This window comes from Pseudomonas sp. (genome assembly GCF_049653025.1).
Taxonomy (GTDB): Bacteria; Pseudomonadota; Gammaproteobacteria; order Pseudomonadales; family Pseudomonadaceae; genus Aquipseudomonas.
Window position 1 is genome coordinate 74,167 of record NZ_JBASFM010000016.1, and the last position, 26,067, is coordinate 100,233.

Below are 26,067 nucleotides of genomic sequence, written 5' to 3' on the forward strand. Positions count from 1 at the left end.
CCGATGTGGGAGTTATCCGGTTATTTCGGTCTGTTCCTCACAGCCTTCGGTGCCGCCACGCTGCTGCCCATGCAGTCGGAGGCGGTACTGGTCGGGTTGCTGCTGACTGACCGCTATACAGCATGGACACTACTGGCGGTGGCCACCACGGGCAATGTGCTGGGCTCGGTGCTGAACTGGCTGCTGGGTCGCTCCATCGAGCACTACCGGCACAAGCGCTGGTTTCCCGTCAGCGAAGGCAAGCTGGAAAGGGCCCAGCAGGCGTATCACCGCTTCGGTCGCTGGTCGCTGCTGCTCAGTTGGGTACCGATCATTGGTGATCCACTTACCGTGGTAGCCGGTGTCATGCGCGAACCGTTCTGGAGCTTCCTGTTAGTCGTGACGCTGGCCAAGGCCACCCGCTACCTGCTGCTGGCTGCGCTGACGCTTGGGTGGTTCGGGTGAGCCCGCATGCACGCGACGCCAACCTGGATCTGATCAAGTGGCTGGCGATGCTGACGATGCTGCTGGATCACTTGCGCTACGTTTGGCCTGAAGCCGAATGGCTGTTTATCGTCGGTCGTTTAGCGTTCCCGCTGTTCTGCCTGGGCATTGCAGCCAATGTGGCGCGCTCGCAATCGGGAGCACTGTACACCGATGACAACGTTCGTTATTTGGGCTGGATGGTTGCGTTTGCCGTGATCTCGGAGTTGCCCTATCGCCTGCTTTCCAGCGACAGTAGCACGCTCAATGTAATGCCCTCGCTGCTGCTGGGCCTGCTTATCGCCTGGGGCGCACACCATCGTGGCCGCGATGGCCTTATTCTGGCTCTGGCCGGAGTGAGCCTGGCAGTGCTGATTCAAGAACGCCTGATGTACGGGATTTTCGGTGCGCTGTTGCCGGCAGCATTGTTGCTGGCCATGCAACGCCCTGGTCTGGTTTGGCTATTGCCAGCCGCACTTTGCGTACTGGCCAACAGCCGTAACCGCTGGCTCGCGGAGTGGGAGTTGCAGCCCTATACGTTGCTGATCCTGGCCACAGCGTTCGCTGCGCCCTTAATTGGGCTATGGCTATGGCTACTGCGCCGAACGCGCCATTTCAGGATCTGGCCGGTCAAGCGCTGGGGCTACTGGTTCTACCCTAGTCATCTAGTAGCACTGCACCTGATCCGCACGCTCAGCTAGTGTGGGTTTTCCTTCTTCAAAGCCTGCTTGCTCACTCCATATAATCAGCAAGGAACCATCGTTAACAGCCGCCGTGCACTGTGTAATTAGCCCTTTGGGCGCGTCACCTTTTAAAAGGTTATGCGATGCCTATGGTGCTTGTGCCGCCCACCTGAGAGTGATTTCATGCGGGACAATTCGTACGACGACCGTATTTTCAATGAGGCTAGGATCAAACCTCCCTCCCCCACTTAATGCCTACCGACATCAACGATGCCCAGCCGTACTATTACAACTCAAGCAGTACTTGCACTGAGCCTGGCATTACTGCTGGTCATGGTCTGGCATACATCTTCCTTGTTGACGGGTACAGAGCCGCAAGCGGGATTCAAAAGCGAATCCACGCACAGTAGTTTGTCCACAGATACAGCCCCCTCTTGCTCATGGTGTGAAGATCATCGGCACTCGCCGGTGACTGCTGACCATGTGCATGAAACCCCTTACCTCGGGCCGTTGCTTACCCTGCCTGCCCAAGCAGAAAACAACGCACTTGCGGCTATTTCGGATCAAGCTACGCCAGTTCGCCCTATCTACCTGATTGAGCGCCCTCCACGATCCAGACGCGTGATCTAGACAAAGCCGCATTGCGGCCAAAGACCACTGCAATCCAGGATCAACTTATGCAATCGCTTTCTCCTCGCGGGTTCGTGGCTCTGTCCGTGCACCTACGCCGCCCGGCGCTCTTATCGCTGTTCGCCATCTCGTTGATGGTTATGGGCATGGCAGATGCACGGGCTCAAGACGTCACCACAAGCGGTATCGCGCCAAAGCTAGTTTCCGCGCCATCCACCTCAGTCGAGGGCAGGTATCAACCATGAAGGAAGCAGAGACAAACACTCGCGCTATCAACCCCTGGGGCCTGCTACTTATGGCCTGGGGTATTGCGCTTGTTTCAACTTTAGCCGCGCTGTTCATCGGCGAGGTCATGGGGAAAACACCCTGCGTTCTCTGCTGGTTCCAGCGCGCATTCATGTTCCCACTGGTCGTGATTCTGGCCGCTGGTTGCTACATCTCAGATTTCGGCGTCTGGCGCTATGCGTTGCCAGTTACCGTCGTGGGTTGGCTCATCGCGCTTTACCACAGCCTGCTCTACCTCGGGATCATCCCGGAGAGCATCAAGCCCTGTGGTGCAGGCCCATCATGCTCCAGCGCTGACATGATGATTTTCGGCAGCATACCGCTGCCACTGCTTTCGCTGGGTGCATTCACCCTTATCGCTGTTCTTCTTGTTCTCATCCGCCGGAGGTCTTCCCTATGAGCAGACGTGCAATCGTCCTCGTCATCAGCATTCTTACTGCGCTCGGCTTCGCTGCTGCGGCATTCGTTTATGATCGATATTCGGCAAGCGAAGAAACTCCGCCAGCGGCCCCGGCAACCAGCTCCTTGGTGCGCTTCCATTCGCCAGTTATCGGTGCCGCTAATGCGCCAGTAACCATTGTTGAGTTCTTCGATCCGTCCTGCGAAGCCTGCCGTGCCTTCTTTCCACTGGTTAAGCAGATCCTGGCTGAGAACCCGAAAGATGTGCGCTTGGTGCTGCGTTACGTCCTCTTCCATGAAGGCTCTGAAACAGCGGCAAGAATCCTTGAAACTGCGCGTAAGCAGGGGGTCTATGAGCCGGTTCTGGAGGCAATCATCGCGGCACAACCGCAATGGCACAGTGACCCTCAGGTGCTCAAAGCCTGGGAGGCTGCTGAAGCTGCAGGCTTAGATGTGGAAAAGGCCCGCGCAGAGATGATGGCTACCGATATCACCGAAACGCTTAAAACAGACGCCCAGGATGCCCAAGCTGCTGCCGTGCGCCAGACGCCCACGTTCTTTGTGAATGGCAAGCCGCTCCTGAGCTTTGGTGCACAGCCACTGATTGATCTGGTTAAAGCTGAAATCGAACAAAGCAAATAAGCGCTTGCAGTTTGTAAACAAACGAACCCGCACCACCGCCTGCAATGTCTCGTGCCGAGTACTGCAGGTGGTGGCGCATTGTTTAGTGGCGATGGCTTTTCCCAACGTGGGTATGGCCATCATCTGGAAGTGCACTGACTCCGCCAGTGGTGTTCAGCCGCTGAAGAATTCCACACTCGTCTACACCCCGCTCAGAGGCGCAACGGTGGCGTAACTCAACCAGCTGTTGTTGCAGTGCCAGCAGGCTGGTCACTCGCGCTTGCACATGCTCGATGTGCTCATCCACTAAGCTATTCACACCCTCACAGCTCCCCTCTGGCCGATCCATCAGCGCCAACAAGCTTCTGATCTCGTCCAGGGTCATGTCCAGTGTTCGGCAATTACGAATAAACGTAAGCCTCTCAAGATGCTCACTGCTGTAAAGACGATAATTGCCCTCGCTGCGAGCCGGTGTCGGCAACAGCCCTTCACGCTCGTAATAGCGAACCGTTTCAACCTGGCAATCGGCAAGCTTGGCCAGCTCTCCAATTTTCATGAAATACCCCTTCTACAAACTCTTGACCCTGTAGTGGCTTCAGGGTGTTCACTCTACAGCACTGACCAATAAGGATACCCCCATGGCTGGTTGCTGCAGTGATGAACAAAAACCTGAAGCGGTTTCAAAGGATGTCTGCTGTGACCCCAGCGGCGCGTTTAAGTGCTCGGCCACGGCAACTACAACGGTAAATGCCATGGTTGGCTCCAGGCTCAGCAGTTTCCGTATTGAACAAATGGACTGCCCCACCGAACAGACGCTGATTCAAGACAAACTGAGCAAGCTGGCTGGCATAGACAAGCTCGATTTCAATCTGATCAATCGCGTTCTTGGGGTATGGCACAGCTTGCCGTCGACCGCTCTTATTGAAGCGGCGATCTCATCCCTAGGTATGCAAGCAGAACCGCTCTCTGCTGAGGGGCAAGCCCGCATCACAATCGAACAGATGGACTGCCCAACGGAAGAAAAGCTGATCCGCGACAAACTCTCCTCCCTGACCGGCATCAGCGCGCTGGAGTTCAACTTGCTTCAGCGCGTATTGACGTTTAGCCACACAGCAGAAGCATTGCCAGCAGCCCTGGCAGCGATTCGCGACCTTGGTTTCACGCCAGTGGTTGAGGGTGCAGCAACAGTAAACGATGAAGCGCAAGCAGCGCCGCGCAAGAAGGCTTGGTGGCCTTTGGCGCTATCCGGTGTGGCTGCCGTATCGGCTGAAGTGCTGCACTTCGCCGAGCTTGCACCTGAGTGGGTTGTGGCCGGTGTGGCGCTGCTCGCCATTCTGCTGTGCGGCCTGACGACCTATAAAAAGGGTTGGATTGCGCTGAAGAACCGCAACCTGAACATCAATGCACTGATGAGTATTGCGGTTACCGGTGCGGTGCTGATTGGGCAATGGCCGGAAGCCGCCATGGTCATGTTCCTCTTTTCTGTGGCCGAGCTGATCGAGGCAAAATCGCTGGATCGGGCTCGTAATGCCATCCGCGGCCTGATGGATCTGACCCCAGAGCGCGCCACGGTGCAGCAAGCAGACGGCTCATGGCTTGAAGTTGAGGTTAAAACCATCGCCTTAGGTGCAATGGTCAGGGTTCGGCCTGGCGAGCGAATCGGCCTTGATGGCGAGGTGACTTCCGGCAACTCCACCATCAACCAAGCGCCGATCACGGGGGAAAGCCTGCCCGTAGAGAAAACCGTCGGAGACCCGGTTTTTGCTGGCACCATCAATCAAGCAGGCTCGCTGGAATACCGCGTCGTGGCAGCCGCTGCCAACACCACGCTGGCACGCATCATTCACGCGGTCGAAGAGGCACAGGGTTCACGTGCTCCGACCCAGCGCTTTGTCGACCAATTCGCCAAGGTATACACCCCTGTCGTATTCCTATTCGCCCTGGCTATCGCCATTGTGCCGCCACTCTTCATGGCCGAACCCTGGTACGACTGGATCTATCGTGCCTTGGTGCTGCTGGTGGTCGCTTGCCCTTGCGCCTTGGTTATTTCAACGCCCGTCACCATTGTCAGTGGCCTTGCTGCGGCTGCGCGCAAAGGCATTCTGATCAAAGGCGGTGTCTACCTTGAAACCGGCGGCAAGCTTGGCTTCCTGGCACTCGACAAGACCGGCACTATTACTCACGGCAAGCCGGTGCAGACCGATTACATGCCGCTGGTTGATCAGGACTCAGAAGTCTACCGCACACATGCCGCCAGCCTCGCCAGTCGGTCTGACCATCCGGTATCGCAAGCGATAGCCAAGCATGCCAGTAAGAATGGGCTGACGTTTACCGCCGTTGAAGGATTCGAAGCCCTGCCTGGTCGAGGTGTACGGGGCGCCATCGACGGCACAGATCTTCATCTGGGCAACCACCGCCTGGTGGAGGAGCTTGGTCTCTGTTCACCAGAGCTTGAAGCGACACTGGAGCGCCTCGAACGCCAAGGCAAGACGGTGGTGGTGCTGTGCAATCAGCAACGTGCGATTGCCATGTTCGCCGTTGCCGACACAGTCAAAGACTCCAGCCGCATGGCAATTGAGGAGTTACACGCACTCGGGGTGAAAACCACGATGCTGACCGGTGATAACCCGTACACCGCAGAAGCTATCGCAAAGCAGGTCGGTATCGATGAGGCACGCGGCAATCTCCTCCCGGTCGACAAATTGCAAGTCATTGAGGCATTACAAGCCCGCGGCTTTGTTGTCGGGATGGTCGGTGATGGGATCAACGACGCGCCAGCGCTGGCAAAGTCTGAAATCGGTTTTGCCATGGCCGCCGCCGGCACGGACACCGCTATTGAGACCGCAGATGTAGCGTTGATGGATGACGACCTGCGCAAAATTCCGGCTTTCATTCGCCTGTCCCAGCAAACCGCTGCCATCCTCAAGCAGAACATCGTGCTAGCGTTGGGGATCAAGGCCTTGTTTCTCGTCATTACGCTCACCGGGCAAGCCACCATGTGGATGGCCGTCTTTGCAGACATGGGCGTTAGCCTGCTGGTGGTGTTCAACGGCCTGCGCCTGCTTAAAAAGTAGGGCCGGAGGATTGCAGATGAAAGCAGCATTGCAACTCGCAGTTGAACAAGCCTTTCAACAGGCAGAGCACGCCATGCAGGAAAAGCGCAGTACAGAGGCCTTTCAATGGCTGGAACGCACGCACATCCTGACCCAACGCCACCCCTTGCTGCATGCCAGGTCGCACTGGTTGATGCTCATACTCGGATGGCAGACTGGCGACTATCGCGAGGTCGCGGGGCAAATACCCCGCATTTTCGCGGCCCTGCTGTTCTCCAAGATCTGGGTGCCGATTGGTAACACAGGCCGCTCCAGAGTCAGTGCTTTCAGGCCCATGCCGGTTCCTGAAGAACTGCAGGCCCTGCTTGCAGACGAAGATCCGACCCCATCCAATCGGTGATTGCATCCATGCTGTCTATGCGCACGCTTGAGAACAAAATACCCCCACCCATTATTGCCGCCCTGCTTGGAGGGCTAATGTGGGCGGGATCTATCTTTGCTCCAAGTCTCAACACCGCCTTTTCAGCGCGCGTGACGGCCGCTCTGTTGGTGCTCTGCATAGGGGTTTTCTTTAGCCTTGCAGGAGCGCTGTCTTTTCGGAAAGCGAAGACAACCGTCAATCCGTTGAAGCCTGAAACAGCCTCAGCGCTTGTGAGCTCGGGTATCTATCGGTACTCACGCAACCCGATGTATGTCGGCTTTGCGCTGTTTCTCACGGCCTGGGCTTGCTACCTGGCATCACCGCTTTCGTTGCTCGGCGTACTGGGCTTTGTCCTGTATATGAACAAGTTCCAAATCGCCGCCGAGGAGCGAGCGCTGAAGGCTCTATTTAAGGGCGACTTCTTGGCCTACCAGGCGAAAGTGCGCCGCTGGCTATAAGTCATTGCTCATCACAAGAGCAGTAATCTGTTTACTCGCGCGAGTTCAGCCACAACGGCGACCTAGACGATCTTGCGACTGACAGCTGTTCATCTACGCAGCGCTACCGTGAGCTGACTGACCTCCTCGTTAACCACACAGTCAATTTAAGACTGAGATTTCTCACGTCCTATGCGTCGTATTTTCGTTGAAAATACGCATGTAAATGTCGCTTTAAGACAACTTTTATTGCCGGCTTATGAAGATTACAGAATTGTAATCTTTCAATCATCTCCAAGTTATCTTCGCCTTGCAAGGATAGGACTCAGCCCCCAAAGGTGCAGAGCGCTTGAGGGTGCGCAACCAATAAGAACGCAATGGCGAAAAAACTAGACCTATAACTGCCAATTATAAAGGAGCAATAAATGCTTAATAAAACCAAGCTATCCCTTGCAGTATTTTCGGCGATTGTCAGCTCAACTCCTCTTATGGCGGCTGCAGAAGAGCAAGCCGAAGGTTTTGTAGAAGGTAGCAGTTTCAATATTCTCAACCGTAACTTCTACATGAACCGTGACTTTCGTAAAGGTCAGTCGAGCAACACTGACAATGGCTACTCTGAGGCATGGGCCCACGGGATCATTGGCAAGTTTGAATCGGGCTTTACCCAAGGAACTGTAGGCTTTGGTATTGATGCCTTCGCCATGCTCGGCCTTAAGCTGGATACCGGTGATGGTCGTTACGGTCCAGGCGGCAGCATTAACCTGCTCCCTGTAAACAGTGATGGCGAAGCTGAAGACAATTACTCCAAAGTCGGCGGTGCAGTAAAAGCCCGGCTACTCGACACTGTTGTCAAAGTGGGTGATGTATTCCCCATGACGCCAGTGGTTCACTACGGTGACGCCCGCCTGCTGCCGGAAAGCTTTCGCGGCGTTACGGTTGAGAACACCAGCTTTGATGGTTTGACCCTTCAAGGTGGCCGCCTGCATGCCATGAGCCAGCCGCAAGTCAGCACCATGCGCGATGAGTTCGCGACATTCTACGCAGGCTCCGTCGCATCGCCATGGGTTGCCTATTTCGGTGGCGACTACGCGCTGAACGATAACCTGCGCTTCAGCCTCTATAGCAGCCAACTCAAGGATGCTTGGAAGCAGCACTATGCCGGTACGTCCTTCACCTACCCGCTGACCGACAGTGTTTCCTTGTTCGGTGGTTTGAACTACTACAAAGCTGTCGATGACGGCCAACAGCTGCTGGGCGAGTTCGACAACGATATCTACAGCGGCAAAGTGGGCGTGCAGTTCGGTGCACACAGCGTTGCCCTGTCGCACCAGCGCAACAACGGCGACGATGATTTCGACTACCTGCGCCAGTCTGATTCCATCTTCCTCGACAACTCCATTCAGTACAGCGACTTCAACTCGCCGAAAGAGAAATCCTGGATGCTGCGCTACGACCTGGATATGGCCAGCTATGGCGTTCCTGGACTGACCTTCATGACGCGCTATGCGCTGGGTACAGATGCGGATTACTCCGACGCCAACAATGTGTATATGCGTCGTGATGCCGATGGTAATCCGCTGACCGACCAGAAGCGCTGGGAGCGCAACATCGAAGCCAAGTACGTCGTACAAGCTGGCTCGCTGAAAGATATGTCCTTCCGCGTTCGTCAGATGACTACCCGCGCAACGGATTACGAGTCGGATCTGGACGAGGTTCGTCTGATCGTTGAGTACCCACTGAGCGTGCTCTAAAAATGTATGGGCGGGCGGGCTCTAAAAGCCCTGCCCGCTCATGCATAACAAGATAGACAGTTATTAGATTTCAAGAATGTAATGTTGAGATCACGCTGCTGTTAGCTTCACACCCGTAAAATTCATTCGAACTTGCAGAACTTGTCCATAAATCTAGACAAGCGACTAATTGAATTTTACGAGGCCTGCCTTATGAAGATATTGAAAGCACTAGTTGTCGGATCGCTACTTATTATCGGCTCCGCACAGATTTATGCAGCAGACGGCTCTGGACGCTCAATTAAAATGAATGAAAAATTCAGAGCAGATCAAAAACGAATTCACGGAACTGAGCGCGCCGCTAAAGCGGCGGACGAGTTAAAGGCTAAGGCCACCAGCCAAGATCGGATCGATACCGATACTAAAAAAGAAACCAAAGCTGACTAACTGCTCACTTCCGAACGATGTTCACCTCTAGAAGCTCCCGAGCTCCTTTGGAAAGAGGTGTACCCTAAGCGCCCTTCGGGGCGCTTTTTTTATTTGATTTTTAATAATAAAAAAGACTCACTTGGAATATAAGCCTCCAAGCTAGATAACTAACTCTACTCTTCCGCAAGTTGCAACAAGCCATCGCTGTCAGCGTATAGCAAGACGGAAAAATGATACGCACCGATGGCCTTTACATCCAATCTGCACCGATAGTGCTGGTCACAGAGCCGCGTCCTCTATAACGGACTCATCGTAGACATAGCAGACGCGCTGCCCGAGCCAGGAATGCGGAAACGGTTGCTCCTGCCGAATCGTGTCATCGATGGTGGCAACCCATGACTTGCCGTGCGAGAGCCCGCAGCGTTTGGCCTCTAGCAGGCTGCATAGTCGGCGTTGGCTCTGATAGGCCTCATTGAGGCTGGAGCGCAATACACCAAAACCTCTGAGTAGGCGTGCCAGGCCGCTCACCTGCTCGAAACGAATCGGAGTCTCCGTGGCCAGTTGCCCGAGCAATTGAATCCCACCTGCGGCCTGGTAATGCTCGTCCGACTCAAGCAATTCAGAGAGCGTCAGGATGTCGATGGCTTCGCCGAGACTGGCCAGCGTCTCCATAGCCAGGTAAATCCGGCAATGTGGATATCCCTCGAAATCACCGGGATCGATAATTTCTGCCACCAAGCGTAACGCCTCACCATTGAGCATCAGGTAGCCCAGCAGATGGCGCTCTGCGAGATGGGCTGCCAGGGCATAGGCCGGGTCGAGGCGAATCAAGCCGGGGCTGGCTAGGGGGGAGTCAAGGGCGAGGGACATTTGTACCTTTTCTGGACAGCTATGAAGCGGGGTTATGACAATAGCGCGCATTGTACGGCCCTCCAAACACGGAGCGGCGCGGCAGGAAAGGAACTCAAGTCATGCTTTACCTTACCGATGTGCAACCTGCCTATTGCCCAAAGTGTGGCAAGCCCATGGAGCCGAGGCTGCATGGCTGGGAAGCACAGGATCGTTTCTACAACGCCAAGCAACCATTTCTCTGCGATTGCGGCGCGCGTTATCTGCTCAATGAGAATGCCGTTGCCAATGCACTCGATCACGCCGAGTCAGTAGGCGGTGATGCAGGCTTCGATCGCGCAGCCAGGATGAACGTGTTATCCGAGCTGTACGTGATTCTCGGTGCTCTCGACGCCCCTGAGGCGGTACTGGACCAGGTATTAGCCGCAGCCGAAGGTGATGCACTGCCGTACTCCACGCTGCTCCCTTTCGAGAAGAAATAAATGGACAGAATTCATTGGTTTGCCGTTTCAAACCCCGAGCAGAAGCAGTTCCCAGAATGGAGGCGCTCTTTCGGTATTAGCGACAACGGCATCGTCTTCGTGCCGGCGGCGATGGCCGGTGATGATTCAGAGTTGAACGTCATGCTCTGCGCCGCTGCCGAAGGCCAAAGCACAATCGTTCACCTCGATCATCACTTCGTGCCCAGCAACTGGCTCAAGCGAGAGTTCCCCAAACATTTCGAGCTAATCGAGATTATCGAGGCACGTGCACAGTTGACGCTGGCGGCAGCCTTTCAGCAGCACGAGGGCTAAGGGCCCCTCTGATCAGGGCTTCTTGGCGATAACTAAGAGCCTGCCACGATCAATCCCGCTCCGGCCAGCATAGGCACAGTCACCGCCTACATTGAGTGGTATTTCCGGTAAGCAAAAAGCCCCGCTCAAGAGCGGGGCTTTTCAGTTGCACACGAATAGTCCTGTAAACTTAGCGCAGGCGATGGGCCAAGCGATAGAGCAATGGCAGGACCAGCAACGTCAGCGCTGTTGAGGACAAGATTCCACCAATCACCACCGTGGCCAGAGGGCGCTGAACTTCTGCGCCCGTGCCGATGGCAGTGGCCATTGGAATAAAGCCCAGAGACGCCACCAAGGCAGTCATCAGCACTGGCCGTAGGCGCGTCAATGCGCCTTCGCGAATGGCCTCGTCCAACCCCATGCCGTTTTCACGCAAACTGCGAATAAAGGAAATCATCACCAGGCCGTTGAGTACCGCGACACCCGACAACGCAATGAAACCCACCCCCGCAGAGATCGAGAGCGGAATATCACGCAGCCACAAGGCCATGATCCCGCCTGTCAGCGCGAAAGGCACGCCGGTGAACACCAGCAAGCCATCTTTTACATTGCCGAACATCATGAAGAGCAGCGTGAACACCAGCAGCAAAGAGACCGGTACGACAATCTGCAGGCGCTTGGCCGCCGACTGAAGCTGCTCGAAGGTGCCGCCCCAGGTCGTCCAGTAACCTGTAGGAACACTCACCGCCTGGGCGATTTTGCTCTCGGCCTCGGCGACAAAAGAGCCGATATCGCGACCGCGAACGTTGGCAGTGACCACCACGCGGCGCTTGCCACTTTCACGGCTGATCTGGTTCGGCCCCGGTGCGGACACCACAGTCGCCACATCAGCCAAGCGCACAAACCCTGGGCCATCCAACCCATCGCCATTGGCCAGACGAATAGGTAGCTGCTGGATCTTGTCGACATCATTGCGCCACTCGTCCGCCAGGCGAACTTGGATATCGAAACGCCGGTCACCTTCAAACAGTGCACCCGCCTCGCGCCCGCCGATGGCGGTGGAAATGGCGTCCTGAATCTCCGAGACATTCAAACCAAATCGTGCGGCTTTCTCACGGTCGATTTGCACGCTGAGCATCGGCAGTCCTGTGGTCTGTTCGACCTTCACATCAGCCGCTCCTGGAATACCCTCCAGCACCTCAGCGATTTGCTCGGCAGTCTCGTTCATCACATCCATGTCATCGCCAAACACTTTCACCGCGACGTCACTGCGTACGCCGGAGATCAGCTCGTTGAAGCGCATCTGAATGGGCTGAGTGAACTCGTAGTTGTTGCCGGAAACCTGTTCAACCGCCTCCTGCATGGCCGCAACCAAATCGGCTTTACTGCGATCAGGATCGGGCCACTGGTCACGTGGCTTAAGCATGACAAAGTTGTCCGCCACGTTCGGTGGCATCGGGTCTGTGGCAATTTCAGCGGTACCCAGCTTGGCGAACACCGTATCAACCTCAGCAAAGGATTTGATCCGTTGTTCGAGCTGCACTTGCATGTCAATCGCTTGCGAGAGACTGGTGCCTGGAATGCGCAAGGCATGCAAGGCGATATCGCCTTCATCCAAACTCGGCACGAACTCGCTGCCCATCCGCGAAGCAGCCAAACCGGAAAGCACCATGATGACTGCTGCGATAGTCAGGACCAACGGCTTACTGACCATGACCCAATCCAGCAGCGGCGCGTAGCCTTGCTTGACCCAGACCATCAAACGGTTTTCTTTCTCGCTGACATTGCCATTGAGGAACAGCGCAACAGCCGCCGGGACGAAGGTCACCGAGAGGATCATGGCACCGAACAGGGCAGTCACCACGGTGAACGCCATTGGGTGGAACATCTTGCCCTCCACCCCGGTCAACGCAAAGATCGGCAGGTACACCACCATAATGATCAGTTGACCGAACAGCAGTGGACGACGCGCCTCCTTCGAAGCCGCGAACACCTCATGGAAGCGCTCGTTACGGGTCAGCGTTCGGCCCGCAGCGGCCTGGGCGTGAGCCAGACGACGCACGCAGTTCTCTACGATCACCACGGCACCATCGATGATGATGCCGAAATCGAGTGCACCAAGGCTCATCAGATTCGCGCTGACCTTGTTGCTGACCATGCCCGTGAAGGTGAACAGCATCGACAGCGGGATCACCATCGCGGTGATGAGGGCCGCCCGGATGTTGCCTAGGAACAGGAACAGGATCGCGATAACCAGCAGAGCGCCTTCGATCAGGTTCTTCTTCACCGTATTGATGGCCTTATCGACCAATACGGTGCGGTCATAGACCGTCTTCGCCATAACCCCTTTCGGCAGGTTGCGATTGATCTCCTTCAGGCGCAGGTCGACGGCCTGCGACACATAGCGACTGTTCTCACCAATCAACATAAAGGCTGTGCCGAGCACCACCTCTTGACCGTTTTCGGTGGCGGCACCGGTACGCAGTTCTTTACCCAGGCCAACCTCGGCCACATCACCGATACGCACGGGAACGCCATCGGTGCTCTTGATGATGATGTTGGCGATGTCGGCAATACTGCCTACCTGTCCTGGGGCGCGGATAAGATACTGCTCGCCGCTGCGTTCGATATAGCCCGCCCCGACGTTGGTGTTATTGCTTTCCAGCGCAACCACAATGTCCTGCAGGCTGAGGCCATGGGCGACCAGGCGCTCCGGCATGGGTGAAACCTGGAACTCCTTGGCATAGCCGCCAATGGTGTTGATCTCGGTAACACCTTTAACGGTTCGCAGTTGCGGCTTGACGATCCAGTCCTGAATCTCACGCAGATCCATCGGTGTATAGGCGCTGCCATCCGGTTTTTTCGCGCCGTCTTGCGCCTCGATGGTCCACATGTAGATCTCGCCCAGACCAGAGGCGATGGGCCCCATGCTTGGCGAGAGTTCGCCGGGCAGGTTGCCACGGGCTTCCTGTATCCGCTCATTCACCAACTGACGCGCAAAGTAGATGTCCGTACCGTCTTCAAAGATGACCGTGACCTGCGACAACCCATAACGCGAGATGGAGCGCGTTTCCTGCAAGTTAGGCAGCCCCGCCATGACCGTTTCAATCGGGAAGGTCACACGTTGTTCGGTCTCCAGTGGCGAGTAGCCCTTGGCCTCGGTATTGATCTGCACCTGCACGTTGGTGATATCTGGAACCGCATCAATCGGCAGTTTCTGGTAGCTGTAAACACCCAACGCGGCCATGCCGAGAACAGCCAGCAAAACCAGCCAGCGCTGATCGATGGCGAAGCGAATTAATCGTTCGTACATATCAATTTTCCCTAAAGCGCAGCATCACCGCGCTCTCCAGTACGGATGCGCAATGCGTCGGTCAACGGGGCTACGGCGACGATTCCGTCACCAGGTACACCGGTGTGGGCAGCCTTCTCAATGGCCTGGACGATCTCATCGGCAACCTCGTCGGAACAGAACGCCAGCAGCACGAGGTGCTGATGGGCGTCGGGGTTCCACTCGTCGGCAATGTAGCTGTGATCCTTGCCGTGGCCACGTGGATGACCATGGGCGGGCAGGATGGTAAATCCAGGCAGATGCGGCAGTGCATGCAACGCTTGCTCGACGGCCTCAAGCCGGATCGGGCGAAAAATAGCTGTAACTTGTTTCATGGCTCGACTCCGGATTAGTGGTCATGGCTCGCGCCGGCTTTGCCAAGCTCAGCCTTGATCAGGAAGCTGTTCTTCAGTACGTAACGATCACCCACCTGCAGACCCGAGATAACCTCGACAAAGCGTCCGTCGGATTTGCCCAGCTCAAGAGGCCGAGCCTCCAACTCGTTATCGAAGCGGCCGAACACTACTTGCCAGTCGCGAACGGTCTGGATCGCTTCGACCGCCACAGCAACGGGCACCTCGTTCTCCTCGGCAACCACCTCGACCGTCACCGGTAAACCGGGACGCCATAGCCGATCCGGGTTCGCGAGCACGATGCGCGCGGTCGCCGAGCGGGTTTGTGCCCCAACCAAAGCGCTGACATAGGAAATGGAGCCCTCAGCCGTGGCGGCGAATGCGCTGGAGCTCACGACAACGTTTTGTCCTTCGGCAATTACGCCCAGATCCTTCGCCGCCACGGTTGAGTCCACCCATACGGTCGACAAATCCGAAACGGTAAAGACCGCCGAGTCCTCTTTGAGTACTTCACCCACCGAGATGCTTTTGCTGGTTATCACGCCAGCGATCGGGGCGCGAATCTCGAACTCGGTGAGGTTCTGGCCTTTGGCCGGAGCACCGCCCAGCGAGGCGATTTGTTGCTGGACGCGCTGCACCGCGATAGCGGCTTCCTGCATGGCAACCTGCGCCTGCAGGAAGTCCTGCTCGGCGGAAATCTTCTCTTCCCACAATTGCTTTTCACGCGAATAGGTCGTGCGGGCAAGCGCCGAACGCTGCTGCGCAGCCAGCAGTTCGCCACGGAGTTCGGCCAGCGCCTGACTGGAAATCTTGGCCAACACCTGGCCCTTGCGGACCGTCTCACCAGCACTCACCGCCACCGAGTCGACCCGCCCTGCAAGTTGCGGGGTCACCTGAACCGTGCGGTCACCGTTGTAGCGAACCTCGCCCAGCACCTGCAGCGTGAAGGCAATTTTCGCGGGACCCGCTGTGCCGATCGTGACGCCGCCCTGCTCAAGCTGTGCATCGGTCATGGATACGCGCGCCTCAACCTGCTCGTAACCGAACGAATAGCTTTTGCCGCTGTGCTTGGCGCTAACGGAAACCTGGAACGAATGCGGCTCGACAACTACGGCATCGCCACGCAGATAGTCATTCTCTTTGCTGAAGTTGATGATTTGCGCAGGTTGACCAAGGCGTGACAACGTCACTTGAACCGTGCTGTCCGCAGGGTTTAGAAGCTTGCCGTCCAGGTAGGTATAGAGCCGGAATTGAGGTTCTACGCCTTCCTCAAAAATCGTCACTTCAAGCGCGTAATCACCCTCAGTGAAAAGTTTGCCGCCATGCTCGCCCTTGGTGGGTTCTACGGCTTCATGATGCTCTTTATCTGCATGCTCGTCGGCCTCTTCATGCGCCTCTGCCGAAGCCTCCCCGTGGTGCTCGGGATCTGCGTGAGCCGATACATCCTCATGATTCTCATCATGGCCATGGCCTTCCTCCCCGGACTTACCAGGGCTACCACTTAGAATCAGACCCGCCACGGCTAAACCGATAACGACAACAGCCACAATCATCAGCCACTGCTTTCTGGGAGTTGTTGATGCCATTGGTAACTCCAAATTATCAAAAGTATTGAATTTGACTCATGCCTAGGCGGCGACTAAACGCGCTCAATAAACATGCAGCCGCCAGGAAAGCAGGCGAGGCTTCATGTCGCATGACGCGACCGTCTAAGGCGTTATGTAGGTGCGCAGAGATGCTTATTTTTTGAATTCGACGTTGAGTTGGGAGCCGTAAATCTTCTCCAAGCTCACCCAGGCCGAGATAGCTTCATCCAGGGTATTCAGGTACTGGGAGCGCATGCTTACGAGAGTGCGCTGAGCATCGAGTACATCGATAAAGGCAAACTTACCCATCTCGAATCCACGTACCGCGCCCTCTACTGCTTGCTGTGCGGTCGGCAGCAGTGTGCCGCTGATCGAGTCGACTTCACCTCTAGCGCTTTCCCACTGCTCAAATGCCTGCTGGGCTTCCGCGCGCAGGCGGAGTTCTGCGGCATTGCGCAAATCCCGCGCTTGGTCAGCTCCTTGAGCAGCGGCCAACACATTGCCCTGGTTGCGGTTGAATAATGGAATAGGCATCGACAAGCCGAGCAAATTGACGCGCTCGCCAAGCCCTTCGTCGTATTGGCTGCCAACGCTGACGGTGAGGTCTGGAATGCGCTGCGACTTTTCGAGTTCCAAGGAAGACTCGGCACGCTGGATTTGCATGCTGGCCAGCCGCAGGTCCGCGGTATCCGCTATGCGTGCAAGCATCTCAGCCTGCGATGGCAGGTTCGGTAGGCGCTCAAGATCACCCTCGACATGCTCGAAGTTCGGCGTCTTGGCACCCGTTATGAGCGCCAGCTGCTTGTAGGCATTGCTTCGATTGAGGCGTGCGCGATTCAGCTCCAGTTGAATTTCCGAAAGCTGCACCTGGGCACGCGAAATTTCGATCGGGGAAGCCTTGCCGGCCTTTACACGCCCTTCGACCACCTGGAGTCCGCGACTGGCTAGGTTCAGCGACTGGGTGGAAAGCTGCAGTCCTTCCTGGGCACGCAGTGCTGAGTAAAAGGCCTGGATGACCTCTGCGCGCAGGGTATTTTTCTTACGCTCTAGGTCAATCGCCACAGCGTCCTGATCACGTTCAGACACATCAATACGCGCGCTACGCTTGCCGCCCAGCTCAATTGGCTGAGATACCTGAATGCTGGTAACGCGCGACTCACTTCGCGTGTCCTCAACGCTCCAGGACAGTTCAGGATTCGGGATCAGCCCAGCTTGAGTACGAGCACCTTCGGCAATGCCTGTATTCCATTGTGCTGCAGCGAACTCCTGGTTCTCAGTGAGCGCTTGCGCCAACGCCTCTTCAATCGTTATTGACTGCCTTGTTGATTCGGCAGCAGTTGTTGGAGCTGGAGCAATTAACAATGCAGCCAGTAGCCCTGAAAGCACACAGAACTTACCTATGCCAATTCCATGTTCGGCCATTGTTTTTACATACACTTAAAAGTCCTCCGCAGAACTAGCTCTGCTGGAATATAATGAAGGCCTTTATATCTATTAATCCCGAGGATTATCACTTGGGAAAATAAGTAGAAAGCCAATTCCCGGCAGAATGTAGTGCTCCATGCCTATCAGCAAGGTGACTGGAAAATTACAAATACGTTATCCAGCACTTTTCCAGGTAGGCCTGTATTAGTATTGGCAGCGCTCAAGAGAGCAGGCGATTTAGCGCCCAGCAACAACTAGAAACAAACACAGTTAAATAGAGGTTGCCTCGCGTGTAGCGCCACCGGGCAGCCCTGCCAGTCCAAAGTTGGGTGTTTTGGATGACCGTGAGACGTGCGACATGTTGTCGCTAACCACATTGAGACCAGGCAAGGCGGGCGTTAAGGCTTGACCCTAAAGCCGCTACAGGCTTTAGCCTTGGAGCAACCTGAAAAGCCGTAGGTCATATCTGTGACCGTCGATGAAAGAATTAAAACCACTCCGCAGCCACAACAAAAGAATATCTAATAAATACTGGCCGCACATTTTAAGGTGAATTTTTATGCGAATCCTTATTGTCGAGGACGAGCCCAAGACTGCCGAATACTTACACCAAGGCTTAAGCGAGAGTGGCTATGTAGTTGATAAGGCCGCCACTGGCGTGGATGGTCTTCATCTTGTTAGGCAACACGCTTACGACTTGGTAGTGCTTGATGTAAACCTTCCTGAAATTGATGGTTGGGGCGTGCTTGAGCATATACGCAGTAACAGCAGTACTCGCGTGATAATGCTGACTGCACGTGGGCGTTTAGTGGATAAAATTAAAGGCCTGGATTTGGGGGCAGATGATTATTTAGTCAAACCCTTTGAGTTCCCTGAGTTACTTGCACGAATTCGTACGCTGCTACGGCGAAGCGAGCAAATTCCGGTACCGGAAGTGCTGCGGGTAGCCGATCTTGAACTTGACCCGGCTAGGCACCGCGCGTTCCGTGGCGAGCAGCGCATCGACCTGACCACCAAAGAGTTTGCGTTGTTGCACCTACTGATGCGCCGCTCTGGGGAAGTTTTATCGCGCACCCAGATCATTTCGCTGGTCTGGGATATGAATTTTGACTGCGACACCAACGTCGTCGAAGTCTCCATCCGCAGGCTGCGCGCCAAAATTGATGACCCGTTCGATAACAAACTGATCCACACCCTAAGGGGTGTTGGGTACGTGCTTGAGGAACGGGCATGAAGCCGGCCAGTCTATCCATGCGCCTTGGCCTGTCGGTCAGCGTGATGGGGGCGGCACTGGTTGTTCTGCTAGCGGCACTCGCCTATTTCGCGCTTACCCATGAGCTGGACTCGTTGGCCAAGCAGAGTCTTGACGGCAAACTGGAGCAGATTCAGCACAATCTCGCCGAAGACATGAGCGCACATGCAATTGCCCAGCAACCTCACGAGCTGCTGGATCTGGTCATGGGGCATGACAACCTGCACCTGACGATCTACGGGAAAAAGTCAGGCACCAAATTACTCCTGAATCTGGGTGAGAAATCCAGGGAGCCCATTCTTGCCAACATACCGGCAGGCGATACCCCTAGTTACCAAAGCTGGTCGGATACTGAGGGAAACAACTTCCTGACCGCATCCAAGGTGATGCTGCTCAACGACGGCGACCACGTCAGGGTCTTACTCTCAATTGATCGATCTGCCGACGAAGCACTGCTCAGTGCCTACCTCAAGTCAACGTTGATCGCGCTCCCTCTTCTTCTGGCGCTAATTGGTATGGGCGCATGGTGGATTGTACAGCGGGGCCTTTCGCCGCTCCGGCAATTTCGCCAGGTTGCATCGCTGATATCCACGCAGGATCTGACCCATCGGATTTCAGTCGACAAACTTCCACAAGAACTCAGCGCGCTGGCCCACGGCATCAACTTCATGCTGCATCGTCTTGATGGTGGCGTTCAGCAGCTATCGCAGTTCTCTGATGACCTGGCCCATGAGTTGCGCTCACCCATCACCAACCTGATGGGTAAAGCGCAGGTAACGCTCTCCAGAGAGCGTCCACCTGAGGAGTACAAAGCCGTACTGGAATGCTGCACAGAAGAGCTTGAGCGCGTCACCCGAATCGTGTCCGACATGCTGTTTCTCGCTCAAGTCAGCCACCCCGCATCCCTGGTTCCCTTCGAGAAGATTGCACTGGAGGACGAGGCAAGACGCGTTGTGGATCTGTTCAGCATCTCTGCTGAAGAGAAACAGATCAGCCTGAGCATTTCCGGGGCCGGCCGAACCTTCGGTGATCGGCTGATGGTACAGCGCGCCATTTCAAACTTATTGTCCAATGCGATTCGGCATAGCCCCATCGGCGCAAACATCTCGCTGCTGATCGAGAAGCACAGCGAAACCGTGTCGTTCTCAGTCGGGAACCCCGGGATTGGCATCCCCGCACAACACATCCCCCATTTGTTCGAACGCTTCTACCGCGTCGATACCAGTCGCTCCCGTGCCGAAGGTGGAACAGGGCTGGGCCTGGCAATTGTTCGCTCGATCATGAGCCTGCATCAGGGCACGGTCGAGGTCAGCAGCCTGCCAGGCAGCTTCACCGTGTTCCGTTTGATCTTCCCCAAAGTCCGCAATGGTTCCTCGACCTAGACCCTGCAGGCGTACAGGCATAACGACCAGCCGAAGATTGGCTGCAGAGGAACCCGCCCCTATTCGGAGAGCACGGCATACAGCGACGGCTCCCCGATATGCCAACCCCCTGAGCATGGAGAAACAACAATGAAGAAGACCCTCTTGGCAGTCGCGGTGAGTACTGGGGTACTCAGTCTTAGCCAGCCAGCCTCCGCTGAATTTTTTGCAGACAGCAAAGCCGGTCTGGAAGCGCGTAACTTCTATTTCAATCGCGACTTCCGCCAAGACTCAGCCAGCCAATCAAAGCAGGAAGAATGGGCCCAGGGCTTCCTGCTGCGCTATGAATCCGGGTTCACCGACGGGACCGTCGGCGTGGGCTTCGACGCCATCGGCATGCTTGGCCTCAAGCTGGACTCCAGCGCCGACCGCTCAGGATCAGGCCTGCTCAAGCGCGATAAAGAAGCGCCTCGTGCCGCGCAGGATGAATATGGCGAGATGGGTTTAACCGCGAAGCTACGTGCTTCGAACAGCGTGCTGAAATTGGGTACGCTGCAACCCAAGCTGCCAACCGTCCAAGCTAATGACTCGCGCCTACAGCCACAGACCTTTCAGGGCGGGCATCTCAACTCGTTGGAGATTGATGGACTGACCTTCGATGCAGGCCAGCTCAAGCAAGTAAGCCAGCGCGACTCATCCGATAGCGAGGACCTCAGCATTACCAGCGGCTCGGCCCGCGCTATCAGTGGCGGTGGAGCCCAGACGAGCGATGAGTTCAGCTTTGCCGGGGCGACCTACAAATGGAACAGCAACCTGGCCACCGGCTACAACTACGGCAACTTGGACGAGTTCTACAAGCAGCATATTTTCACTGTCCTGCATACCTTGCCGCTAGGTGACAAACAGTCGCTAAAAACTGATCTTCGCTACGCCCGCTCCACCGACGAAGGCAACAGCAACGTCGACAACAAGGCATTCGGAGCAATGTTTACCTACGCCTTTGGTGGCCACGCCCTCGGTATTGGCTACCAGAGCATGAGCGGAGACACCGGCTACGCCTACATCAACGGCACTGATCCGTTCCTGGTCAATTATGTGCAGATCGGCGACTTTGCCAACAAAGACGAGACCTCATGGCAGGCCCGCTATGACTTCAACTTTGCCAGCGTTGGCATCCCTGGTTTGACGTTCATGACCCGTTATCTGACCGGCGACGATATTGATCTAGGCGCAGGCAACGCCAATGGTAAGGAGTGGGAGCGCAATACTGACATCGCCTATGTCTTCCAGGACGGCGCGCTGAAGAATCTGGGCGTGAAATGGCGCAACGCCACACTGCGCTCTAGCAATTTCGGCAACGACGTTGATGAGAACCGTCTGATCGTCAGCTACACCCTTCCGCTGCTGTAGTCGTCATGGTCCGAGCGCCGCACTGGCTACCCAGTGCGGCGCTCGCAGTTTGTGACAATACGGATGAGTGGCTTACTACTTTGCAGGGTACTCAGCGACAACCTGGTCAGCACCTGCTTGAGTCAGTCCGATGACTTGGTAGGCGTGCTGCACGCCGCCAGTCTCCATTCCCGGAGAGCCAGCCGGCATCCCGGGCACTGCGATTCCGACCAATTCATTGCGCTTGGTGAGCTCGACTACCTGGGCTGCCGGCACGTGGCCTTCGACGAATTTCCCGTCAATCACAGCGGTGTGGCAGGACGCCAACCGCGGCACGACGCCCAGCTTCTGCTTCACCGCGGTCATGTTGCTTTCGACATGATCGACGACCTTGAAGCCATTTTCTTCGAGATGTGAGATCCACTTCTTGCAGCACCCACAATTGGCATCACGATGCACATCAATGGTCAGGGCATCCGCTGCTTGAACTGTGGATGCCGCGAAGAGAGCGGCTAACAATGCGAGATTTTTAGCTTTCATGTACGTGCTCTTTGCCATCGGCATGGGTGTGGGTCTTGGGCGCGGCATTCGGGGCTTGTTCGGTGTGATGATTTTCGGCGCTACTGCCGTTGGTGGAAGTCTTATCTCCAGCATGGTGGTCATTGCCACCGGCGTCCGAAGAGTGGTGGCCAGCTTCAGGGGCGGAGCCACCCTCGTCATCCGTAGGTACGGTGTCGTGGTGACCAGGCGCTCCGGCATCACCGGAGCCATGATGGTCTTCGCTACCCTCAGTGTTGCCATGTTGTCCCTCATGGTTATGCATTTGGGTCTCACCACCGCCATGCTGGTGACCGCTACTGGACGCTACGAGCGCTTGGTATTGCGTGGCATCCATCTTCGGCAATTGATTGAGAAAGGCCACCATGCCCCAGATGTATTCGTCCTCCATGCTCTTGCCCCAGGCGGGCATACCTGATGCCTTGATGCCGTGCTTGATCACCCAGAATGCAGCAGAGGGACTGCCATCAATACCGATCTTGGCCAGGTTGGGTGGGGCTGGATAAAGCGATTGGCTCAACTCTGTTTGCGCTACACCCGGTGCCAAATGGCAACCGATACACATGGAGTTGTAGTTGCCTGCCCCGGCACGAATGATGGCCGGATCATCGAGCTTGGGAACCTCGATATCCCGAGAGCGCACCTCGATGGACCGATCACGGGCCATCGTCAGGAAGGCATGAACAGCTGGAAAGTGGGGATCATCTGCCCCCACGTTGACCAGCCCAGAATAGGCTCCGGCCAGGACTGCTGCGCTGCCGACAACACCTGCTGCCACTAAGGTTGTAATTGTTCTTTTCATGTCAGGCTCTCAAAACCACATCCGAATACCGGCGACAAAGCGCGCCTCATCTACATCACCACCTTCGTCGCGCGTCATATCAGCGGTGTTGCCGTAAGAACGGCTCCAAGAGACACCAATATAAGGCGCAAACTGCCGGACAATCTCGTAGCGCAGGCGCAAACCGAGCTCGGTATTGGCGAGCCCCGACCCGACCCCACGCTCGGGATCGTTCTTGCCGTAAAAATTCACTTCTGCAGTCGGCTGAAGAATCAGTCGGTTGGTCAGCAGAATGTCGTAGTCGCCCTCAAGACGGGCAGCGGTCTGGCCATTCTCGCCGACAAAGGCCGTGGCCTCGGCCTCAAAGGCATAGAGCGCCATGCCCTGGATACCAAAGGCTGCCCAGGTCTGTGGAGACTCAGGTTTGAAGTCCTGGCGAACACCAGCGACTACGTCCCACCAAGGGCCGATTGAGCGCCCGTACAACAGCTGCAATTCGGCATCCTCGGTAACCCCATTGGTGCGTTCCCCTTCGGAGCGAAACCAGGCCCGGTTGATATCACCACCAACCCAACCTGATGCATCCCAGGCCAGGGTGCTACCTTCATCTGCGTCCTGATATTCGAGCTGATCGAGCAGGAAAAAGCTGTTGATGGCACTGTCATGCACTTTGTGGCCAGGTAGCGGCGGGAAAGCAGCTTGGCGATCAGCGTCAGTCAGAACAGGGATCGGTGTGCGACTGGTAGTTCTCGGGGCTTCAGCGGAACCATGGTTCATTTTTGAATGATCCATGCCATCCATCTGCCCTTGCATGGCACCGTGACCCATCTTGCTGTGGTCCATAGCTGGAGCCTTTTCTTGGCTCTGACTGTGACCCATCTGGCTGTGATCCATGCCCTCCATCGGCTCCTTGGCGGAACCGTGGTTCATCTTGCTAGGGGGCATCGGCATGGAACCGTGGCCCATTGCCGAATGATCCATTTCTTCCGCAGCGAGGGTGAAACCGCTGCTAAGCGCGCTCAGCGACACTGCCAGCGCTATTAGGGACGGACGTAAAAGCCTAGTCATGGTTCGAACCTGCTTCGGCTTCAGCGCCGCCCAGCTTATTCATCATGTTCTCGTGGTCCATACCGTCATGATTCATGGTCCTGTGATCCATCTGCTGACCGGCAGCAGCTTTTTCCTTCGTTTGCGGGGCCTGTTTGTCGGTTTCAGCGTCAGACGCTGGGGCTTCAGCGGTCTGGAGCGCCTCAACAGCCAACGACACGGGAGCATGCAGGGCAGCCAAAAGGCTCAACATAGCAGCGCTGCCAACCAGGGCATTTCGCTTCATAAAAATGCTCATCGGATATCTCCTTTACTCATCCACACGAACTTCACGGAACATGCCCATTTCCATGTGGAGCAGCAGGTGGCAGTGATAAGCCCAGCGACCCAACGCATCGGCCGTCACGCGATAGCTGCGCTTGGAGCCTGGTGGCATGTCGATGGTGTGCTTGCGCACCAGGAAGTTGCCGTCCGCATCCTCCAGATCACTCCACATGCCATGCAGGTGAATGGGGTGCGTCATCATGGTGTCGTTGATCAGCGTGATGCGGACGCGCTCGCCGTACTTGAGACGCAGAGGCTCGGCATCAGAGAACTTGATGCCGTCGAAGGACCAAGAGAACTTCTCCATATGCCCGGTGAGGTGCAGTTCGATGGTGCGGCTTGGCTCGCGCCCATCAGGATCGGGGAAGACGCTGCGCAAGTCAGAGTAGGTCAGGACGCGACGGCCGTTGTCCCGCAAGCCGATACCTGGATCGTCCAACTTGTGCGTCGGCGTCATCGTCTGCATATCGACCAGCGGGTTGCCGGTCTCGGATGCCGGGTGCGCTTGCATGGCACCTGCCATGTCGGCCATACCTGCCATGCTCGAATGATCCATTCCGGCCATCTGGCTGTGATCCATACCAGACATATCAGCCATGCCACCCGACATGCTGCCTTGACCCATGCCGGCCATGTTCCCATGGTCCATACCACCCATGCTGCCGTGATCCATGCCCATATCGCCCATGGCAATCAGCGGGCGCGGGGCCGGGCTCGGCACAGGTGCGCTCAACCCTTCCTGCACTGCAAGGGTGCCGCGTGCATAGCCGGTGCGATCCATGGATTGAGTGAAGATGGTGTAGGCCTGCTCGTTGTCTGGCTCGACTATCACGTCGTAGGTCTCGGCCACAGCGATACGGAACTCATCAACGCTGACCGGTTTGACGTGCTGCCCGTCGGCCGCGACCACCGTCATCTTCAGGCCCGGGATGCGCACATCGAAATAGGTCATGGCCGAGGCATTGATAACGCGCAGGCGAATTTTTTCCCCCGGTTTGAATATGCCGGTCCAATTGCCATCCGGTGCCTGGCCATTCATCAGATAGGTGTAGGTGTAGCCACTGACGTCGGCGAGGTCGGTCGGGCTCATCTTCATCTCGGCCCACATCTTCCGATCAGCTACGGCAGCGGACCAACCCATTTCGCCGACATCGTTGATGAAGTCGCCAACCGTGCGTTTGTGCTGATTGTAGTAATCCGACTGCTTTTTCAGCTTGGCCAATACCCGTGTAGGGTTTTCGTCGGTCCAGTCGCTCAGCAGCACGACGTAGTCACGGTCATAGCTGAACGGCTCGGGCTCTTTGGCATCGATGACCAATGCGCCGTATACGCCGACCTGCTCCTGGAGCCCTGAGTGGCTGTGATACCAGTAGGTGCCGCTCTGGTTGACCTTGAACTTGTACTCATACATGCCGTCAGGGGCGATGCCATGGAAGCTGAGGCCCGGAACACCATCCATGTTCGCCGGCAGGATGATGCCGTGCCAATGAATGGAGGTGTCTTCCTTGAGGCGATTGCGCACGCGCAGCGTAACGGTCTCACCCTCCCGCCAACGCAGGATCGGTCCAGGCAGCAAGCCGTTGATGGTCTTGGCAGTACGCGCTGCACCGGTAATATTTACTGGGTTCTCGCCGATAAACAGGTCGAAATCGTTACCGGTTAGCACGTTGGGCTGACCAGGGTTGGTCATCGCCCAAACCGGCGTGCGCCACAAGCCAAGGCCACCGAGAATACCGGTGGCGGCCAGGCCTTTGACGAAAGTGCGCCTTGTGGTTTTACTTTGCATGCCGTTATGTCCAATCAGTCAGATGAGCCGGTGATGTGCATCCGGTCTCGGGTTCATTGGCTGCTTCAATATCGGAGGGCAACCCTCAAGCCTTGCCCGCTG

Annotated in this window: 25 protein-coding genes; 14 read left to right on the forward strand and 11 right to left on the reverse strand. The window is 56.2% G+C overall.

The window, feature by feature from the left end:
* Nucleotides 1-3: 3 nt before the first annotated feature.
* From WBK23_RS12100 to WBK23_RS12115, 4 genes are all read left to right on the forward strand, one after another.
* Nucleotides 4-444 (forward strand): YqaA family protein, encoded by a 441-nt coding sequence (locus WBK23_RS12100; protein ID WP_424484198.1) that lies wholly within the window; start codon nucleotides 4-6, stop codon nucleotides 442-444.
* Entirely contained in the window at nucleotides 441-1,163 is a 723-nt protein-coding gene (locus tag WBK23_RS12105; protein ID WP_424484199.1) for a TraX family protein, read from the forward strand. The genes WBK23_RS12100 and WBK23_RS12105 overlap by 4 nt, the downstream gene beginning before the upstream one ends.
* Before the next feature lie 853 nt (nucleotides 1,164-2,016).
* Entirely contained in the window at nucleotides 2,017-2,460 is a 444-nt protein-coding gene (locus tag WBK23_RS12110) for a disulfide bond formation protein B (protein ID WP_137821415.1), read from the forward strand.
* Nucleotides 2,457-3,101 carry a DsbA family protein gene (locus WBK23_RS12115; protein ID WP_137821416.1) on the forward strand — a complete coding sequence of 215 codons (645 nt, stop codon included), beginning with the start codon at nucleotides 2,457-2,459 and terminating at the stop codon, nucleotides 3,099-3,101. The genes WBK23_RS12110 and WBK23_RS12115 overlap by 4 nt, the downstream gene beginning before the upstream one ends.
* An 82-nt stretch (nucleotides 3,102-3,183) precedes the next feature.
* On the opposite strand, the gene cadR is transcribed toward WBK23_RS12115, so the two are convergent.
* On the reverse strand, nucleotides 3,184-3,636 hold the full coding sequence (gene cadR, locus WBK23_RS12120; protein WP_424484200.1) for a Cd(II)/Pb(II)-responsive transcriptional regulator: 453 nt from the start codon (nucleotides 3,634-3,636) through the stop codon (nucleotides 3,184-3,186).
* Between the two features lie 235 nt (nucleotides 3,637-3,871).
* Here cadR and WBK23_RS12125 point away from each other — a divergent pair, with 235 nt between their 5' ends.
* From WBK23_RS12125 to WBK23_RS12145, 5 genes are all read left to right on the forward strand, one after another.
* Entirely contained in the window at nucleotides 3,872-6,154 is a 2,283-nt protein-coding gene (locus WBK23_RS12125; protein WP_424484542.1) for a heavy metal translocating P-type ATPase, read from the forward strand.
* Between the two features lie 16 nt (nucleotides 6,155-6,170).
* Nucleotides 6,171-6,533: a DUF3703 domain-containing protein gene (locus tag WBK23_RS12130; RefSeq protein ID WP_424484201.1), complete on the forward strand. Its 363-nt coding sequence runs from the start codon at nucleotides 6,171-6,173 to the stop codon at nucleotides 6,531-6,533.
* Between the two features lie 17 nt (nucleotides 6,534-6,550).
* A complete protein-coding gene (locus tag WBK23_RS12135) occupies nucleotides 6,551-7,012 on the forward strand; it encodes a methyltransferase family protein (RefSeq protein WP_424484543.1) in 462 nt (153 codons plus the stop codon).
* Between the two features lie 404 nt (nucleotides 7,013-7,416).
* Nucleotides 7,417-8,742, forward strand: coding sequence for an OprD family porin (locus WBK23_RS12140; protein WP_424484202.1), 1,326 nt, complete (start codon nucleotides 7,417-7,419; stop codon nucleotides 8,740-8,742).
* A 192-nt stretch (nucleotides 8,743-8,934) separates the two neighbouring features.
* Nucleotides 8,935-9,168, forward strand: a complete 234-nt coding sequence (locus tag WBK23_RS12145; RefSeq protein ID WP_424484203.1) for a hypothetical protein — start codon at nucleotides 8,935-8,937, stop codon at nucleotides 9,166-9,168.
* 261 nt (nucleotides 9,169-9,429) lie between these two features.
* Here WBK23_RS12145 and WBK23_RS12150 read toward each other — a convergent pair whose 3' ends face one another.
* Entirely contained in the window at nucleotides 9,430-10,020 is a 591-nt protein-coding gene (locus WBK23_RS12150) for a DnaB-like helicase N-terminal domain-containing protein (RefSeq protein WP_424484204.1), read from the reverse strand.
* A gap of 101 nt (nucleotides 10,021-10,121) precedes the next feature.
* Between WBK23_RS12150 and WBK23_RS12155 the strand changes: the two genes are divergently transcribed.
* On the forward strand, nucleotides 10,122-10,481 hold the full coding sequence (locus tag WBK23_RS12155) for a hypothetical protein (RefSeq protein ID WP_424484205.1): 360 nt from the start codon (nucleotides 10,122-10,124) through the stop codon (nucleotides 10,479-10,481).
* Nucleotides 10,482-10,793 carry a hypothetical protein gene (locus WBK23_RS12160; RefSeq protein ID WP_424484206.1) on the forward strand — a complete coding sequence of 104 codons (312 nt, stop codon included), beginning with the start codon at nucleotides 10,482-10,484 and terminating at the stop codon, nucleotides 10,791-10,793.
* Between the two features lie 169 nt (nucleotides 10,794-10,962).
* Here WBK23_RS12160 and WBK23_RS12165 read toward each other — a convergent pair whose 3' ends face one another.
* From WBK23_RS12165 to WBK23_RS12180, 4 genes are all read right to left on the reverse strand, one after another.
* Complete coding sequence (locus WBK23_RS12165; RefSeq protein ID WP_424484207.1) at nucleotides 10,963-14,085, reverse strand: efflux RND transporter permease subunit; 3,123 nt, start codon at nucleotides 14,083-14,085, stop codon at nucleotides 10,963-10,965.
* 11 nt (nucleotides 14,086-14,096) lie between these two features.
* Entirely contained in the window at nucleotides 14,097-14,438 is a 342-nt protein-coding gene (locus WBK23_RS12170) for a P-II family nitrogen regulator (RefSeq protein ID WP_424484208.1), read from the reverse strand.
* 14 nt (nucleotides 14,439-14,452) lie between these two features.
* Nucleotides 14,453-16,042, reverse strand: coding sequence for an efflux RND transporter periplasmic adaptor subunit (locus WBK23_RS12175; RefSeq protein WP_424484209.1), 1,590 nt, complete (start codon nucleotides 16,040-16,042; stop codon nucleotides 14,453-14,455).
* A 153-nt stretch (nucleotides 16,043-16,195) separates the two neighbouring features.
* Complete coding sequence (locus WBK23_RS12180) at nucleotides 16,196-17,464, reverse strand: TolC family protein (RefSeq protein ID WP_424484544.1); 1,269 nt, start codon at nucleotides 17,462-17,464, stop codon at nucleotides 16,196-16,198.
* 562 nt (nucleotides 17,465-18,026) lie between these two features.
* Between WBK23_RS12180 and WBK23_RS12185 the strand changes: the two genes are divergently transcribed.
* The 3 genes from WBK23_RS12185 to WBK23_RS12195 all read left to right on the forward strand — a co-directional run bounded on the left by WBK23_RS12185 (nucleotide 18,027) and on the right by WBK23_RS12195 (nucleotide 21,490).
* The gene (locus WBK23_RS12185; RefSeq protein ID WP_017675714.1) at nucleotides 18,027-18,701 is read left to right on the forward strand and encodes a heavy metal response regulator transcription factor; all 675 of its coding nucleotides are present in this window, start codon (nucleotides 18,027-18,029) and stop codon (nucleotides 18,699-18,701) included.
* Nucleotides 18,698-20,101, forward strand: a complete 1,404-nt coding sequence (locus WBK23_RS12190; protein WP_424484210.1) for a heavy metal sensor histidine kinase — start codon at nucleotides 18,698-18,700, stop codon at nucleotides 20,099-20,101. The genes WBK23_RS12185 and WBK23_RS12190 overlap by 4 nt, the downstream gene beginning before the upstream one ends.
* A gap of 129 nt (nucleotides 20,102-20,230) precedes the next feature.
* The gene (locus tag WBK23_RS12195) at nucleotides 20,231-21,490 is read left to right on the forward strand and encodes an OprD family porin (protein ID WP_424484211.1); all 1,260 of its coding nucleotides are present in this window, start codon (nucleotides 20,231-20,233) and stop codon (nucleotides 21,488-21,490) included.
* A 75-nt stretch (nucleotides 21,491-21,565) separates the two neighbouring features.
* Here the strand turns inward: WBK23_RS12195 and WBK23_RS12200 are convergent, their stop codons facing one another.
* From WBK23_RS12200 to WBK23_RS12220, 5 genes are read right to left on the reverse strand one after another with little or no spacing between them, the layout of a single operon-like run.
* Nucleotides 21,566-22,009 carry a DUF411 domain-containing protein gene (locus WBK23_RS12200; protein ID WP_424484212.1) on the reverse strand — a complete coding sequence of 148 codons (444 nt, stop codon included), beginning with the start codon at nucleotides 22,007-22,009 and terminating at the stop codon, nucleotides 21,566-21,568.
* Nucleotides 21,999-22,829, reverse strand: a complete 831-nt coding sequence (locus tag WBK23_RS12205) for a c-type cytochrome (protein WP_424484213.1) — start codon at nucleotides 22,827-22,829, stop codon at nucleotides 21,999-22,001. The genes WBK23_RS12200 and WBK23_RS12205 overlap by 11 nt, the downstream gene beginning before the upstream one ends.
* A gap of 9 nt (nucleotides 22,830-22,838) precedes the next feature.
* The gene (locus WBK23_RS12210; RefSeq protein WP_424484214.1) at nucleotides 22,839-23,876 is read right to left on the reverse strand and encodes a copper resistance protein B; all 1,038 of its coding nucleotides are present in this window, start codon (nucleotides 23,874-23,876) and stop codon (nucleotides 22,839-22,841) included.
* Entirely contained in the window at nucleotides 23,869-24,153 is a 285-nt protein-coding gene (locus WBK23_RS12215) for a hypothetical protein (protein ID WP_424484215.1), read from the reverse strand. Before WBK23_RS12215 ends, WBK23_RS12210 begins: the two co-directional genes overlap by 8 nt.
* A 12-nt stretch (nucleotides 24,154-24,165) precedes the next feature.
* A complete protein-coding gene (locus tag WBK23_RS12220) occupies nucleotides 24,166-25,965 on the reverse strand; it encodes a copper resistance system multicopper oxidase (protein ID WP_424484216.1) in 1,800 nt (599 codons plus the stop codon).
* Nucleotides 25,966-26,067 lie beyond the last annotated feature (102 nt).